The sequence below is a fragment of the Rhizobium sp. 16-488-2b genome (assembly GCF_017741815.1).
Lineage (GTDB): Bacteria > Pseudomonadota > Alphaproteobacteria > Rhizobiales > Rhizobiaceae > Rhizobium.
On sequence record NZ_JAGHMF010000020.1, the window covers coordinates 100,197 to 115,815 of the forward strand.

The window sequence follows — 15,619 nt, forward strand, 5'->3', positions numbered from 1 at the left end:
CTCCCCGTTGGGGAGAAGAGACTCGTTGCACCCACTTGGCACAAATCACCCGTTCAGTTCCTACGATAGCCGGCGATGCCCACCACCTGCCGCTTCTCCCCACCGGGGAGAAGTGCCGGAGCGCCAGCGAGGCGATGAGGGGGGCGAGGTCTGCCGAGCGGCCTGAGAGACAAGCGAAGGCCACCTCCACAGCGTACCCAGAGACCCACGCACGATGACCTCCCCCAACGCCTACGTCACTCTCGTCACCAACGCCGACTACGCCATGGGCGCCACCGCGCTCGCCCGCTCGCTGCGCATGACCCACACCACCGCCGATATCGTCGTCCTCCACACCGGCGGCGTCACCAACGCGGACCTCGCGCCCCTCAGCACCCTCGGATGTCGCCTCCTCCCCGTTGACCATCTGCCGCTGTCGGACGCCTTCAACGAACGCCACGCACGCGGCAACATCCACGCTGCCGCGCCCTTCACCAAGGGCCGCAAGCCGATCTTCCATTCGCCGCTCGACAATTTCTGCAAGCTGCGCCTCTAGGAACTGACCGAATACGCGACTGCGTCTTCATCGACGCCGATGCCATCGTGCTGCGCAATATCGACCGGCTCTTCGCCTACCCCGAATTCTCCGCTGCCCCGAATGTCTACGAATCGCTCGCCGATTTTCACCGCATGAACTCCGGTGTCTTCGTCGCAAAGCCTTCGAAGGAAACATTCAGCGCCATGCTGGAGCGCCTAGACCAGCCGGAAATCCTGTGGAAACGCACCGACCAGACCTTCCTGCAGGCGTTTTTCCCGGAATGGCATGGTCTACCTGTTTATTTCAACATGCTACAATATGTCTGGTTTACCATGCCTGCGCTTTGGGACTGGAACAGTATTTCCGTCCTGCACTACCAGTATGAAAAGCCATGGGAAACAGATCATCCGAAGGCGGAAAGCCTGCGGCCGCTGATCGACCTTTGGCAGGCATTCTACACGGGCAAGGACGTGCCGGACATATCGGCCATGGCCAATCCGAAAGGGGCAGCATGAAGGTACTGGTATCGGGTGGAACAGGACTTGTCGGTCGCTATATCGTCGAGGAACTGCTTGCAGCCGGATATTCGGTCATCATCGGTGGCCGCCACGCCCCGCTGCCGCGCGCCTTCTCCCGCCCCGTCGATTTCGCCCCGCTGTCGCTTGACCCCGAAAAGGATCATATCGAGGCCTTCGACGACGCCTATTTCTTCGTGCACGCCGCCTTCCATCACGCGCCCGGCAAATATCGCGGCGGCGAAGGCGACGATCCCGAAACCTTCAAGCGCTTCAATCTCGATGGCACCGTGCGCCTGTTCGAGGCCGCCAAGCGCGCCGGCACGCGCCGCTGCATCTTCATCTCCAGCCGTGCCGCCTATGGCGAACACCCGCCGGGAACCACGCTGACGGAGGCGACGCAGGAAAAGCCGGAAACGCTCTACGGCCAGACCAAGCTCGACGCCGAACGCAGCCTGGCGCATCTGGCCGCGCCCGGCTTCGCGACCGCCAGCCTGCGCCTCACCGGCGTCTACGGTAATCTGCGCCCGAACAAATGGGACAAGCTGTTCGGCGACTATCTGAGCGGCCGGCCGATCCCCGCGCGGGCCGGAACCGAAGTACACGGCCAGGATGTCGGCAAGGCCGTGCGCGTCATGCTCGAGGCCGATGCCGGTCGCATTTCCGGCGAGACCTTCAACGTCTCCGATCTCGCGCTGGACACCTGGGATATTCTCGAGCCGATCCGCTGGGAGCACGATTGCGCCAACCGCCTGCCTGTCGCCGCCGACAAAACGCTGCTGACGCCGATGGACACGACCAAGCTGCAGGCGCTGGGCTGGCAGCCGGGCGGACTGCCGCTCTTCGAGGAAACCATCCACGCTCTGGCGACACAGCCGGTCGCCTGACACCCGAACGTCGCATTCGCGCGTTGCTTTTGCATACGCGCGTTTTATTGTCGCCGCCGAACGAGCAAGGCGGACATCATGAACGCAAAAGACATCAAGGCCGAAATGCGCGCCGAAAGGCTGGCGCTGAGAGACGCCATTCCCGCGGAAACCAGGGCAGCGATGAGCCTTGCCATGGCCGAGCACGCTGGCGAGGCCATCGCCTTTGCACCGGGCACGATCATCTCCGGTTTCCTGCCGATCCGCTCGGAAGCGGACCTTCGCCCGCTGATGGCGCGGTTTCGCGCACGCGGCGCCAGGCTCTGTGTCCCCGCCATTCTAGACCGCCAGACCATCGCTTTTCGCGAACTCGTGGACGGCGCGCCGCTGGTCTCGACCGGCTTCGGCACATCAGGCCCAGGCCCCGATGCACCGGTTCTCGACCCCGAGATCCTGCTTGTCCCGCTGTCGGCCTTCGACACACGCGGCCACCGGATCGGCTACGGCGCCGGCCATTATGACCGCGCGATCGACCGTTTGAGGCAAAAAGGCATGCATCCGAAACTCATCGGCATTGCATTCGACCGCCAGGAAGTGGCACATGTGCCCGACGAGCCGCACGATGTAAGCCTGGATGCCATCCTGACAGAAAGCGGCCTGCGCTTTTTTGCCTCTTGGATTGGATAGCAATGCGACTGCTTTTTTTGGGTGACATGGTCGGCAAGACGGGACGCACGGCGGTGTGGGATCGCCTCCCCGGCCTGATATCGGACCTGAAGCTCGACTTCGTCGTCGTCAACGGCGAAAACGCCGCCGGCGGCTTCGGCATCACCGAGGACATCTTTCTCGAGACCATCAATGCCGGCGCCGACGTGGTGACGACGGGCAATCACGTCTGGGACCAGAAGGAAGCCGTCGCTTTCGCCGGTCGCAACGATCAGTTCCTGCGCCCGGCCAACTATCCGCAGGGCACGCCCGGCCGCGGCTCCGGCCTGTTCTACGCCCGCAACGGCGCCCGCGTGCTGGTTGCCAACGTCATGGGCCGCGTCTTCATGCATCCGGAGCTCGACGACCCCTTCAAGGCGGCAGAAACCATTCTCGACGCCTGCCCGCTGAAGGAACAGGCCGATGCGATCATCTTCGATTTCCACGCGGAAGCCACCAGCGAGAAGCAGTGCTTCGGCCACTTCGTCGATGGCCGCGCCTCCTTCGTCGTCGGCACCCACACGCATGTGCCCACCGCCGACCATCAGATCCTGAACGGTGGCACCGCCTACCTCTCCGATGCCGGCATGTGTGGCGACTATGACAGTTCGCTCGGCATGGACAAGGAAGAGCCGCTCAACCGCTTCATCTCGAAGATGCCGAAAGGCCGCATGGAGGCCGCCACCGGCCCCGCCACCATCTGCGGCGTCGGCGTGGAGATCTCTGATGCGACGGGACTTGCGGAAAAGATCGCGCCGCTACGCCTCGGCCCGAGACTGTCGGAAACCATCCCCGAATTCTGGCGCTAAACCGGGCACGGCCTGCCGGTGACGGAAAAGTGAGCATCGCGGTCCGGATTTGATCTGGACCGCTGCCGACCCTTGCCGCATCCTTTTGCCAGTGAAAGCGCTGGGGACGTGGCATGAAGCTGCATTTTCTTGTCTTCGCAATGACCACCCTCTCCGGCCTGGGCTGGCTGGGTTCTGACGCCGCGCAGGCGCAGGAAGCGCGCCGCAACGTCAGCCAATGCCAGGCGATCGCGCAATCCATCCCCAAGGCCACATTCGCGAGCTTCTCCGGCACTGTCCCGATCGCACGCGCGGCCGACAACGAGACGGTGACGCTCACCTATATCGGCCACTCCACCTTCCTGATCGAAACGCCCGGCGGCGTCAGCATCGCCACCGACTACAGCGGCTGGTACCCGACACCGCAGCCGCCGATGGTGGCGACGATGAACCGCGCCCACTCCTCGCACTACACGCTGACGCCTGATCCGGCGATCAAATACGTGCTGCATGGCTGGAGCGACGTGCCGGGAGAAAAGGCGAAGATCGATTTGACGGTCGGCGACACCTACATCCGCAACGTCACCACCGATATCAGGGGCGGCTATGGCGCGCCGCAGGCGGATGGAAACTCGATCTTCATCTTCGAGGTCGCAGGCCTTTGCATCGGCCATCTCGGCCATCTGCACTACGAACTGACCGACGCGCATTACGCGGAGATCGGCCGGCTCGACATCGTCATGGTCCCCGTCGACGGCGGGCTCACCATGGGCGCCGACAGCATGAGCCGCATCATCAAGCGCCTGCGCTCATCGCTCATTCTGCCGATGCACCAGCCACGCCCGCTCGCCAACTTCCTGTCGATGTTCGGCCCCGACTTCGACGTCGTCTACGCCACGGGCAACAGCATCGACGTCGCGATGCGCACGCTGCCGAAAAAGCCGCAGATCTATGTGGCCAAGGGGATGCAGTAGAGGGATTGCCGGCGTCACTCAAAGCGACGGCAATATCGGGCGGTTCTTTTCGTCATAGGCTTCGACAAGATCGCCGATCCGCGACGCCAGCAAGGCGAGCGGATGATCTTCGTCATCACCGATCTCGGCAAAGATTTCGTCAAGCTGCCCGACTAGGCGATCATACTCCGCCTCGTTCGTCGGCATTGCGATCGGACCTGAAAGCTCATGACTGCTCATCGCCTTACCTCCAGTTGCAACGCATGCTACGTCATACCATCAGACGCGTCAAACCTCCCACCCATGCAACCGACGCAACAAAAAAGCCCAGGAGCCAAAGCTCCCGGGCCTCGATCGACCTCGCTACACAACCGCACTCAGGCGAACTGCAGATGCTGACGCACGCCGACATCCGGCATCTTGTCCTCGTCGAGATTGGCCTTGGCGATTTCCCAGCCGAATTTCAGCTTGCTGCCGGTCGACACCCAGATTTCGGCGTCGTCGACGTGCATGGCGAGCATCGTCAGTTTCGGGTCCTTCTTGCCATCCTCGTACCAGGCGGCCACCACCGAGTTCCAGTATTCCTCGATCTTGGAGGCATCCTGGCGAACCTCGATCTTGCCGGCGAGGCAGGCGTGGTAGTCGTGATCCTTGCCGACCACGCAGAAATGCGCGCGCGTTCCGGGCTTGATCGCCCGCACGATTTCCGCGTCCGACTTGGTGTAGAACCAGATGGTATTGGTCTTGGGATCGGCGTTCGGCGCCATGGGCTGCATGTGCATGTCGGCACCATCGACGCCGAGCATGCCGGCATGAATGTCGTTGACCTGATCCCAGAGCTGGCGTGCCGGGTGTTCCCGAGCCTCGTTGAAACTAGCCATAGCGCTTCCTTCCGTTTCGAATGGTCCGTGTTTGAAACGTCATCTCGCGGGCTTTGTTCCCCAAAGTGAAAACAGATGCTACGCTCCTGGTATCGTGGGGATATGGGGGATCGTCATGCGCATAGCGGCATTGGTCACGCTGGGCTTCGCCTCGGCATTGTCTCTGGCATCGGTCTCGCCCGCCGACGCCGCCGATCGCATCTTCATGCCCGACGAGAACGGCCAGATCGTTTTCGTCACCCCATCGAGAAACATCGGCTGCACCTATATCCCGAAGGGCGGAACGGAGATGTATAAGCCCGATGACGGCGGCCCCGAACTCGGCTGCGACCGCATCGAGCCGAAATACATCCGGCTGGTCCTGTCCGCCTCCGGCAAGGCCTTCATCTTCGAGATGGAGGGCGACACCGCCTGCTGCAACGATGTCAACGTGCTCAACTACGGCGATCGCTGGAAGGCGGGACCGTTTACCTGCATGTCCGATGAAAGCGGCCTCACCTGCCGACGCAAGGACGGACACGGCTTCTTCGCGAGCCGCAACAAATACACCGTCGATTGACGCCACGCCCCGGCGTCGCGGCCATCCGGCACGCCTGTTTTCCCTTGAACGCGCCCCGTTTCACTCTTATAAGGCGGCCCATTCCCAACAATAAGACGTGAACAGGGGTGCCATGGCTGGCCATTCACAGTTTAAAAACATCATGCATCGCAAGGGCCGTCAGGATGCCGTGCGGTCGAAAATGTTCTCCAAGCTCGCGCGCGAAATCACCGTTGCCGCCAAGGCTGGTCTGCCCGACCCGACGATGAACGCCCGCCTGCGCCTGGCGATCCAGAACGCCAAGGCCCAGTCGATGCCGAAGGACAACATCGACCGCGCCATCAAGAAGGCTGCCGGCGCCGACGGCGAGAACTACGATGAAGTGCGCTACGAAGGCTACGGCCCGGGCGGCACCGCGATCATCGTAGAAGCGCTGACCGACAACCGCAACCGCACCGCCTCCAACGTCCGCTCGATCTTCACCAAGGCCGGCGGCGCACTGGGCGAAACCGGCTCGGTATCCTTCTCCTTCGACCATGTCGGCGAGATCACCTACAAGCTCTCTGCCGGCGATGCCGACAAGATGATGGAAGCGGCGATCGAAGCCGGTGCCGACGACGTCGAGACCGACGAAGAAGGCCACTACATCACCTGCGGTTTCGAAGCCCTCGGCGAAGTCGCCAAGGCGCTCGAAGCCTCGCTCGGCGAAGCCGAAACCGTCAAGGCCGTCTGGCGCGCCCAGAACAACGTGCCTGTCGACGAAGAGCGCGCCCAGTCTCTGCTGAAGCTGATCGACAGCCTCGAGGACGACGACGACGTGCAGAACGTCTATTCGAACTTCGAAGTCTCGGAAGAAGTTCTGGCCAAGCTCTCGGCCTGATCACTTACGATCGCAATCTGAAAAAACCGGCCCCGGAAACGCGGCCGGTTTTTTGTTGTCCACAGGTCTATCCGCGTGAACCCTCACATACTGACCTCTGGCGGTAACACGTCCGTGAACACGGGGTGTTTGTTAAGGCCTCAGTAACCCTGGCCGCTTTGAATGCCGCCCATTCGCTCCAGCCGGTCTGCCTCAAGGCCAGCCTCATTTACTTCTCTCGGCGGGAAAACGACCCATGAAAAGACTATCCCTTTCGCTCTCCATCGCACTTGCAGGCACGCTCGCAGGCGCGGTCACGGCTCATGCGCAGCCATCCATGGTCAAGCAGTTCGACGATTGGGGTGTCTATTCCTACGACCGTTCGGGCAAGACGGTGTGCTATATTCTGACAGTGCCGAAGACCATGCAGCCCGCCGCCGTCGATCACGGGCGCAACTATTTCGTGGTCGGCCGCGCGCCGGGCCGTGGCACCAATTACGAGCCGCAGGCGATCATGGGTTATGATCTGAAGCCCGGCTCGCGTGCCAAGGTGGAGATCGGCGGCAAGGAGTTCACCATGTTCACCAAGGGCTCGTCCGCCTGGGTGCTGGAAGAGACCAAGGAGCCTGATCTGATCGACTCCATGCGCGGCGGCAGCGACATGACCGTCGACGCCGTCTCACGCCGCGGCACCGCCACCAGCTACACCTACTCGCTGAACGGCGTCACCGCCGCGCTGAAGCGCATGGCCCAGTGCAACTGAGCCGATCGCAATGTGTGAGACAAAACTGACGAAGCGCATCTCGGCATGAGGCGCGCTCGAAAGGACGGCGCCCGGGTGCCGTCCCCTGCCCGCCTTGCTCGCGGCTGGAAGCGCACGGCGGCGATCTGCCTCGCCGGCATGGCGCTGGCCTGCACCTCGATCGCCGCCAATCCGCTGCTGTCGCAGCCCGCACCCGTTGCTGCGAAGACCGACAACGGCCCCAAGGGCCGCGAGACCGGGCTGAAGGTCCCTCGCTTCGTGTCGCTGCGGTCGCGCGAGGCCCGCATGCGCGTCGGCCCCTCGCTCGATTACGGCATCGCCTGGATCTACCGCGTCCCCGGCCTGCCGCTGGAGATCACCGCCGAATACGGCAACTGGCGCCAGGTGCGCGACAGCGACGGCGTTTCCGGCTGGATGCACCGCGCACTTCTGTCGAGCAACCGCACCGCCATCGTCGGGCCGTGGCTATCGGCACACGTGCCGCTCCGCGACGGACCAAGCAACTCGGCGCGCAAGCTGGCCTCGCTGACCCCTCGCGTTCGTGTCGCGATCAGCGATTGCGACGGCAGCTGGTGCAAGGTGGATGTGACCGGCCACGACCTCGAAGGCTTCGTCAGGCAATCCGCGCTCTGGGGCGTCTATCCCAACGAGACGATCAAGTAGAGGCCCGGCCACCGCAATCAGGCGGCGGCCTGCATCCCGCTCGCTGCCGTCAGGCAGCAGCCTGCATCAAGGAGTTGAGCCCGGCGAACAGCTCGACCGACTTCAGCCGCGCCTCGATATCGTGGATCGGCATCGAGATGATCAGCTCGTCGGCCTGTGTATCGCGCAGGAATTCCGCGAGCTTCGCCTCCGCCGTCTTCGGTGACCCGACCACGGCATAGCGCAGCGTATGCTCGACTGTCATCTTCTCCATCGGCGACCAGAAGCTCTCCATATCCTGGAGCGGCTTCGGAAACTGGCCGCGCACGTTGCGGCGCAGGTTGACGAATTGCTGCTGCGCCGAAGTGAAGTGATACGCGGCCTCCTCGTCGGTCTCCGCCACCGATCCCATGACGCCGACCATCGCATAGGGCTTGTCGAGCACGGCCGACGGCTGGAACCGGTCGCGATAGATATCGAGCGCCTCCATCAGCGAATCCGGCGCGAAGTGCGAGGCAAACGCATAGGGAAGCCCGAGCATGCCGGCGAGCTGCGCGCTGTAGAGACTGGAGCCGAGTAGCCAGATCGGCACGTTGCTGTTCATGCCCGGCACGGAGAGGATCGCCTGGTTTTCGACCGGCGCGCCGAGCAGCTGCTGCAATTCGACGACATCGTTGGGGAAGCTGCTGGCATCGAGATTGCGCCTCAGCGCCTGCGCCGTGCGCATATCGGTGCCGGGTGCCCGCCCGAGCCCGAGATCGACACGCCCCGGAAACAGCGCCTCCAGCGTGCCGAACTGCTCGGCAATGACAAGCGGCGAATGGTTCGGCAGCATGATGCCGCCCGAGCCGATCCTGATCCTTTTCGTGGCAGCCCCGACATGGCCGATGACCACGGCCGTGGCGGCACTGGCGATCCCCGGCATGCCGTGGTGTTCGGCCAGCCAGAAGCGGTTATAGCCGAACGCCTCGGCCCGCTGCGCCATCCGCGCCGAACTCTCCAGCGACTGCCTGATGGTGCTGCCTTCGGCAACGGGTGAGAGATCGAGGATGGAGAAGGGAACCATGGCGCGGCCTGTCGGTGGTTGGATTGGACACCCTATGTAGGTGCTCGAACGGAAGCCCCAAAGGGCAGCGCGCGAAAAACACCGACCGCGACACGGAGAGGCAGCGCTCGCATTGACAGCCCGTCGGCGGTTGTCTAAGCATGCCTCATACCGGCTGACCGGTCGTAAGCGTCTAACGTCAAGCAACGCACTTATCGATCCTCGTCGGTCGGAGTGCGTTTTTTTGTGCCCGTTGGACGAGGAATAGCCAGGAGGTTACCGTGGCTTTCCAGACTTTTCGTGATCCGCAGCAGCGCCGGCTGTATCTGCTGGCAGCGATCCTCTTCATCTCCTATCTCTGCATCGCGATCGCGCTTCCCGTCATCCCCGTTTACGTCACCGGCACGCTCAAGCTCGGAAACATGTGGGCCGGTCTTGGCGTCGGCATTGCATTCCTCTCGACCATCGTCAGCCGCGGCTATGCCGGCGGAATGAGCGACCAGCGCGGCACCAAGGTTGCCGTGCAGCGCGGGCTTGCGCTCTACGTGGTTGGCGGGCTGGTGTCGCTGATCTCGGGCCTGCTGTCGCAGATGCCGGCCGCCGCCTACCTTGTGCTCATTGCCGGACGGCTTCTGCTCGGGCTTGGCGAAAGCCTTGTTGCAGTCGGTATCATCTCATGGGGTATCGGCATCGTCGGGCCGCAGCGCTCCGGCAAGGTGCTCGCCCTCGTCGGCGCCGCCATCTATGGCGCGCTGGCCGTCGGCGGCCCCATCGGCCTGCTGCTGCTCGCCCATCTCGGTTTCGCGGGAACGATGGCGGTCGGCGCGATCCTGCCCTTGCTGGGGCTTATCGCCATCAGCAGGGTTCCAGCAGTTCCGGTGCACGCCGCACAGCAGCGCCCTCCGCTTCTGAGCGTGATCGGGCGCATCTGGCTGCATGGTGCGGTCATCTGCCTGCAGGGCATAGGCTTCGCCGCCATCGGCGCGTTCTTCACGCTCTACTTCCAGAGCAAAGGCTGGGCCTTCGCCGGCCTCGGTCTGACGGCCTTCGGCGTCGGCTTCGTCATGGTGCGCATTCTCTTCGGCCACCTGCCGGATCGGTTCGGCGGGCTTGCCGTGGCCATGGTGTCGCTTGCCGTCGAAGCAATCGGCCAGGCCCTGATCTGGAGCGCCGGCGACCCCAGCGTCGCGCTGATCGGCGCCTTCATGACCGGCCTCGGCTGCTCGATGATCTTTCCGGCCATGGGCCGCGAGGTCGTTCACCTCGTTGCGCCGCATCTGCGCGGAACGGCGCTCGGCGGCTTCTCGGCATTCCAGGATGCGTCCTACGGGCTGACGGGACCGCTTGCCGGTCTCCTCGCCGATCGGGCGGGATATGACAGCATCTTCTTCGTCGGCGGCATCACCGCCACCTTCGGCCTGCTGATCGCCACCGCCCTGCGCCGCAGAACCGCCCGTGCGGCACTCCCCGAGGGGCAATGACCCCAACGATCCCGCTCATGCCGGCACCAACGCCGGCATGAGCCTGCTGTGGTCGAGAGATCAACCAGCCTTTGCCGATCCGATACCATCAAGCTTGGCGACGGCATCTGCGGGCAGCACGAGATCGGCAACGGCGAGGTTTTCCCGCAGATGCCCGCGCGACGAGGTGCCGGGGATCAGCAGGATATTCGGCGCGCGTTGCAGCAGCCATGCCAGCGCCACCTGCAACGGCGAGGCACCCAGCTCGGCCGCGACATCCGACAGCGTCGAGGACTGCAGCGGCGAGAAGCCACCGAGCGGGAAAAAGGGCACATAGGCCGTCCCCTCCCCCGCAAGCTTTTCGATCAGCGCATCGTCGCCGCGATGGGCGAGATTGTACTGGTTCTGCACGCAGACGATCTCGGCGATCTTGCGCCCGTCGGCGATCTGCTTGGCGGTGACATTCGATAGGCCGATATGCTTGACGAGGCCCTGACGCTGCAGGTCCGCAAGCACGGTCAGCGGCTCTTCCAGCGATCCCTCGGCCGGGCCGTGCACGTCGAACATGGCGCGCAGATTGACCACCTCGATCGCATCGAGACCGAGGTTCTTGAGGTTGTCGTGGATAGCCTGCGTCAGCGCCCCCTTCGAAAAGGCCGGGTTCCACGACGCATCCGACCCGCGCACCGCCCCGATCTTGGTGACGATCACGAGGTCGTCCCTATAGGGATGCAGCGCTTCCTTGATGATCTGGTTGGTGACGTGCGGGCCGTAGAAATCGCTGGTATCGATATGATCGACCCCACTCTCGACCGCCTCACGCAGCACCGCCACCGCTTCCGCGCGATCTCTCGGCGGCCCGAAGACGGCCTTGCCGGCAAGCTGCATGGCGCCGTAGCCGAGCCGTTTGACGGTGCGGTTGCCGAGTTTGAATGTTCCAGACTTCTCAAGATTGGACATGGTCTTTCTCCGTTTCGATCAAGACGAAAAATAGGTCAGTCTGGTTCCATCGATAAGCCAAGACAATCCGCACGGGCTGTTCGGAATCTCGGACAGTGAATTGGTATCCGCTCACGGCGAAGACGGAACAGGAATCGCCTCGGGCTTGCCGAACCGCAATCCGCAGACGAGCGGTACGCTGACCGCGTAGACGACGATGACGGACAGCCAGATCGCGCCTGGCCATTGCGCCCTGACGAGAAAGTAGATGCTGGAAAAGCCGAGCGGCGTGACGATCGAGGCAAGGCTGACCGCCGACGACAGCACGCCCTGGAACCGTCCCTGCTGGCTCTCGTCGACCTGCCGCGTCGCCAGCGATTGCAGCGCCGGAACGCCGATGCCGCCCAGCGCAAAGAGCGGCATGATCGCGAAGATCATCCATCCCTGCGTGGCAAACGCCATGACGACGAGCGAGAGACAGGCGCTGGCGACCCCCGTAAGGATGGCGCCGCGTTCGCCGAGCAGCTTGACGGCGGGCCCCGGAAGGAAGGCCTGGGCCAGCGTCTGGCAGACACCGAAGGCGCCGAGCGAGAGGCCGACCCACAGACCGTTCCACTGAAAGCTGTCCGCGCCCCAAAGCGCCCAGCAGGTGCCGTAGACCTCGCCCGTGGCGCTGAAGACGAAGAAGATGAGGACGATGGGCAGCAGGCTCTTCATGGAAAAGAGCCAATGCAGCGGCCGCAGCGGGTTCAATGCCGCGAGATCGATCTTCTCCCGGCTCGGCTCGCGCGATTCCGGCAGCATGAGAAAAGCGAGAAGCAGGTTGCAGCCGTTCAGCACCGCCGCCGCGATGAAGGGTAGCCGCAGCCAATAGTCGCCCAGCGCGCCGCCGAGCACCGGGCCGACGATGAAGCCGGCCCCGAACATCGCATTGATGAGACCGAAGCGGCGAGCGCGTTTGTCCTCGGGCGATATGTCGGTGATGTAAGCCGATGCGACGGAGACATTGGCGCTGGTGAGCCCGGCGATGGCGCGGCCGAGAAGCAGCATCCACAGGCTGGGTGCGAAGGCGAGGAACATATAGTTGATGGCCGCACCGCCAAGCGAGATCAGAAGCACCGGCCGCCGCCCGAGCCGGTCGCTGAGCGAGCCGAGCACAGGCGCGAAGATGAACTGCATGGTCGCATAGAGCGCGGTCATGATGCCGATGGTGGAGGCGACATTGTCGGTGTGGGTGACGTCCTTCAGCAGTGCGGGAAGAATGGGAAAGATGAGCCCGATACCGACGGCATCGAGAACGATGGCAGTGAAGATGACGAGAAGTGGTCTGGTAGATGATGTGGTCACAGATGGTGTGGTCATGGCGTGTTCCGATCGGACGCAAGCGCACGAACGCACGCGGCGCCGATGGCTCACGATAGGGCCTGACGATGCAGGCGATTGATGTTTGGGAACGCTGGCCGATCGATGCCTGAGGCGGCATGGATGGCGTATGCTTGACCGCATGGACGACAATTCGTCCACCTGTTTTACTCCGCCACTGAGCGGATCAAGGGAAGCGGTCGCTTTTCGCGATGCGCTTATTTACGCCAATCGCGCGCTTGCGGCAAGTGGCGTGCGTCCGGCGTCGTCCGGACGATTGGCTGAACAAAAGAAGAACGTTCGCGATGGGGCTGATTTCGCCTGCAGCCGGCCCTTGAGCATACGCAGGTCCGGCACCGCCGCTTCAATCGTGAGAAGCGGCGGCCTCGATGCACATCTTACCCACGCCGCCTAAGCACATGCACCTCAGCGCTGTGCTGATGCTCGCCCTGCGCCAGCGTGAAATTGGCGAGCTGGCGGTCCATCTCGACCGCTTCGGTGGCAAGCAGATGGATGGCGGCCGTGCTTTCCTCGACCATCGCCGCATTCTGCTGCGTCATCTGATCGAGCTCGGCAACCGCCGTGTTGATCTGGCGCAGCGTTTCGGCTTCCTCGCGGGTGGCGTCCATGATCTCGCTGATCTGGCCGTTGATCGCCTCGACATGACCGCCGATACCAGTCAGCGCCACACCGGCCCGCTCGACCAGCGACACGCCGGCCTCAACCTCATGCGTGGATTTCTGCAGCAGATGCGAGATCTCCTTGGCGGCGCCCGACGAGCGCTGCGCAAGCTCGCGCACTTCCTGCGCCACGACCGCGAAGCCCTTGCCCGCCTCGCCGGCGCGTGCCGCTTCGACGCCGGCATTGAGCGCCAGCAGATTGGTCTGGAAAGCGATGGAATCGATGACCGAGATGATCGAGTTGATTTGCCGCGACGAGGCCTGGATCGCCTCCATGGCCGCGATCGTGTCGCGCATGATCTGGCCGGAGCCCGATGTCTCGCGCTTGGCGTCGCGGGCGATCCGCTCGGCCTCTTCGGCGCGCGCGAGCTGCGATCGGACCGACTGGGTAATCGCATCGATAGCGCTTGCCGTCTCGGTGATCGACGCCGCCTGCCGCTCGGTGCGGCCGGCAAGATCATCCGAGCCGGCGCGCATCTCTTCCGAGCCCGAACGCACCGCCGCCGAATTGCCGCCGATCGCCGTCATCGTGTCGCTGAGCGTGGCCAGCGCCTGGTTGAAATTGTGGCGCAGCCCCTCGAGCTCGTTGGGGAAACGGCGGTCGATCTGATAGGCGAGGTCGCCGTTCGCCAGATGCAGGAGACCCTCGTCGATCGCCTCGACCACCTCCTGCAGCGTCTTGGCCTCCGCCTCGCGCTCGGCCATATGCTGCCGGCGGTCGCGGTCGGCGCGTTCGCGCGTCTCGGCGCTGGCAGCTTCCAGCGTGCGGCTGTCGATAAGCGATTGCTTGAAGCGGGCGAGCGCCTTGGCCATCGTGCCGATCTCGTCGTGGCGGTTCTGGCTGCCGATCTCGACCTCGAGATCACCATCGGCCACCGCACGCGTGACGCCGGCAAGCTTGGCGAGCGGCGAAAACAGCATCTTGGTGATGATCCCAGTCGCGATGGCCATGACCACGAGCACGCCGCAGCCGATCATCGTCAACAGCATCGCGATTTCAAGCGAACCGGCATTGATCTCGCTGAGACGCATGCTCTCGACCACGAGATAGCGCGCACCCTCGTAGTCAACGGGCTTCACATAGGCGCGCGCGGCGCCATCGGCGCGGCTAAAATCGTTGACCGACATAGCGGGATTGGCAAACGCATCCTTCAGGAAGGTGAAGGGCGCGGTATCGAGCGTCGCCAACCGGCCGGCCTCGTTGACCGTGACCGCCGACCCATCATCGGAAACAATCGCCGCCTGCGCGGTGCTTCCGGCAACGATGCCCTTGGAGAGGATGCTGGCGACGACATCGTCGCGCACCCTAAACAGCATCACGCCCTTCGGCTGGCCGAGCTTGACCACGGGCACGGCATAGAAGATCGCCGACGCACCATTCGCATCCACCCGCAGACCCGAGAAGCCGGCGGGCGCGCCATCGTCGGTCGCCTTGGCGGTGTTTTCGATCGCCTTGGCAAAGGCAAGGCCGGCGCCGGTCGATTTCCACGCATCCGACTTCAGGTTCTCGGCGAAATCGTCGTTTTTCTTGTAGGAATAGAGCACGAAGCCATCGAGATCGGCGATCAGCAGATCGCTGAACGGCGTGTTCTGCAGATCGCGCGCCACCTCGCCCTGGGTCTTCTCATGGTTGGAATAATAGAACCCGCTCGGCGCATCCGGCTTCACCAGCTTCTCGCGCTCGCCGGCCGGGTTCGGATTGTCGGTGATGAACACCTTCTTGAGCTCGGCGCGGACGTCGCCCGAGGTCTTCTCGATGGTCTTCCAGCCGCTCTTCAGGCTGGTGATCGACATCTGCAGCGCCTCGATGCGGGCGATCGAATTGGCCTGGTTTTCCAGCTGCGCCAGCTGATCATGCAGCATGTCGCCGCGAAAGATCAGCACGCTCTCCTTGGCCTTCAGCGCCTGCTCGCCGGAAATGCGGCTGCTGGCGAAATAGGCGAGACAGTTGATGGCGGCGATCGACAGCGCCGTCAGCAGAATGAAAGTAGCAATGACCTTGAAGGACAGCGACTGGAATCTCTGAATCATGGAAAAACTCGAACCCCTTCCGGAACGGCTGATAGCGACGGGGCTGGCGCCCCGCAGGCAGGCCTGAAAACAGAA

The 15,619-nt window shown here is 63.5% G+C and carries 16 protein-coding genes and 1 pseudogene; 11 read left to right on the plus strand and 6 right to left on the minus strand.

Going from position 1 to position 15,619, the window contains the following annotated elements; genetic code table 11:
• Nucleotides 1-214 precede the first annotated feature (214 nt).
• The 5 genes and pseudogenes from J5286_RS18005 to J5286_RS18025 all read left to right on the plus strand — a co-directional run bounded on the left by J5286_RS18005 (nt 215) and on the right by J5286_RS18025 (nt 4,365).
• Nucleotides 215-1,032: pseudogene (locus J5286_RS18005) on the plus strand (glycosyltransferase).
• A complete protein-coding gene (locus J5286_RS18010) occupies nt 1,029-1,919 on the plus strand; it encodes an NAD-dependent epimerase/dehydratase family protein (RefSeq protein WP_209191564.1) in 891 nt (296 codons plus the stop codon). The pseudogene J5286_RS18005 and the gene J5286_RS18010 overlap by 4 nt, the downstream one beginning before the upstream one ends.
• A 78-nt stretch (nt 1,920-1,997) precedes the next feature.
• Nucleotides 1,998-2,585: a 5-formyltetrahydrofolate cyclo-ligase gene (locus J5286_RS18015; protein WP_209191565.1), complete on the plus strand. Its 588-nt coding sequence runs from the start codon at nt 1,998-2,000 to the stop codon at nt 2,583-2,585.
• Nucleotides 2,586-2,587: 2 nt separating this feature from the next.
• Nucleotides 2,588-3,412 carry a TIGR00282 family metallophosphoesterase gene (locus tag J5286_RS18020; RefSeq protein WP_026283224.1) on the plus strand — a complete coding sequence of 275 codons (825 nt, stop codon included), beginning with the start codon at nt 2,588-2,590 and terminating at the stop codon, nt 3,410-3,412.
• 113 nt (nt 3,413-3,525) lie between these two features.
• Nucleotides 3,526-4,365 carry an MBL fold metallo-hydrolase gene (locus J5286_RS18025; RefSeq protein WP_209191566.1) on the plus strand — a complete coding sequence of 280 codons (840 nt, stop codon included), beginning with the start codon at nt 3,526-3,528 and terminating at the stop codon, nt 4,363-4,365.
• A gap of 18 nt (nt 4,366-4,383) precedes the next feature.
• Here the strand turns inward: J5286_RS18025 and J5286_RS18030 are convergent, their stop codons facing one another.
• Both J5286_RS18030 and J5286_RS18035 read right to left on the minus strand, forming a co-directional pair.
• Nucleotides 4,384-4,584: a hypothetical protein gene (locus J5286_RS18030; protein ID WP_245206238.1), complete on the minus strand. Its 201-nt coding sequence runs from the start codon at nt 4,582-4,584 to the stop codon at nt 4,384-4,386.
• Between the two features lie 137 nt (nt 4,585-4,721).
• Nucleotides 4,722-5,225 carry a pyridoxamine 5'-phosphate oxidase family protein gene (locus tag J5286_RS18035; protein ID WP_018899635.1) on the minus strand — a complete coding sequence of 168 codons (504 nt, stop codon included), beginning with the start codon at nt 5,223-5,225 and terminating at the stop codon, nt 4,722-4,724.
• A gap of 115 nt (nt 5,226-5,340) precedes the next feature.
• Here J5286_RS18035 and J5286_RS18040 point away from each other — a divergent pair, with 115 nt between their 5' ends.
• From J5286_RS18040 to J5286_RS18055, 4 genes are all read left to right on the plus strand, one after another.
• A complete protein-coding gene (locus J5286_RS18040; RefSeq protein ID WP_209191567.1) occupies nt 5,341-5,784 on the plus strand; it encodes a DUF6636 domain-containing protein in 444 nt (147 codons plus the stop codon).
• Nucleotides 5,785-5,896: 112 nt separating this feature from the next.
• Nucleotides 5,897-6,643, plus strand: coding sequence for a YebC/PmpR family DNA-binding transcriptional regulator (locus J5286_RS18045; protein ID WP_018899637.1), 747 nt, complete (start codon nt 5,897-5,899; stop codon nt 6,641-6,643).
• A gap of 235 nt (nt 6,644-6,878) precedes the next feature.
• On the plus strand, nt 6,879-7,385 hold the full coding sequence (locus J5286_RS18050) for an invasion associated locus B family protein (RefSeq protein WP_018899638.1): 507 nt from the start codon (nt 6,879-6,881) through the stop codon (nt 7,383-7,385).
• Nucleotides 7,386-7,460: 75 nt separating this feature from the next.
• Nucleotides 7,461-8,048, plus strand: coding sequence for an SH3 domain-containing protein (locus J5286_RS18055; protein ID WP_348529273.1), 588 nt, complete (start codon nt 7,461-7,463; stop codon nt 8,046-8,048).
• Between the two features lie 49 nt (nt 8,049-8,097).
• Here the strand turns inward: J5286_RS18055 and J5286_RS18060 are convergent, their stop codons facing one another.
• A complete protein-coding gene (locus tag J5286_RS18060) occupies nt 8,098-9,093 on the minus strand; it encodes an LLM class flavin-dependent oxidoreductase (protein ID WP_209191569.1) in 996 nt (331 codons plus the stop codon).
• A 260-nt stretch (nt 9,094-9,353) separates the two neighbouring features.
• Between J5286_RS18060 and J5286_RS18065 the strand changes: the two genes are divergently transcribed.
• Nucleotides 9,354-10,553: an arabinose transporter gene (locus tag J5286_RS18065; RefSeq protein WP_209191570.1), complete on the plus strand. Its 1,200-nt coding sequence runs from the start codon at nt 9,354-9,356 to the stop codon at nt 10,551-10,553.
• Nucleotides 10,554-10,613: 60 nt separating this feature from the next.
• Here the strand turns inward: J5286_RS18065 and J5286_RS18070 are convergent, their stop codons facing one another.
• Together J5286_RS18070 and J5286_RS18075 are read right to left on the minus strand one after the other, a co-directional pair.
• On the minus strand, nt 10,614-11,492 hold the full coding sequence (locus tag J5286_RS18070; protein WP_209191571.1) for an aldo/keto reductase family oxidoreductase: 879 nt from the start codon (nt 11,490-11,492) through the stop codon (nt 10,614-10,616).
• A 111-nt stretch (nt 11,493-11,603) separates the two neighbouring features.
• The gene (locus J5286_RS18075) at nt 11,604-12,833 is read right to left on the minus strand and encodes a TCR/Tet family MFS transporter (protein ID WP_209191572.1); all 1,230 of its coding nucleotides are present in this window, start codon (nt 12,831-12,833) and stop codon (nt 11,604-11,606) included.
• 130 nt (nt 12,834-12,963) lie between these two features.
• Here J5286_RS18075 and J5286_RS18080 point away from each other — a divergent pair, with 130 nt between their 5' ends.
• Nucleotides 12,964-13,248 carry a hypothetical protein gene (locus J5286_RS18080; protein WP_209191573.1) on the plus strand — a complete coding sequence of 95 codons (285 nt, stop codon included), beginning with the start codon at nt 12,964-12,966 and terminating at the stop codon, nt 13,246-13,248.
• On the opposite strand, the gene J5286_RS18085 is transcribed toward J5286_RS18080, so the two are convergent.
• Nucleotides 13,232-15,544, minus strand: coding sequence for a methyl-accepting chemotaxis protein (locus J5286_RS18085; protein WP_209191574.1), 2,313 nt, complete (start codon nt 15,542-15,544; stop codon nt 13,232-13,234). The two genes, J5286_RS18080 and J5286_RS18085, sit on opposite strands and share 17 nt — an antisense overlap.
• Nucleotides 15,545-15,619: the final 75 nt, after the last annotated feature.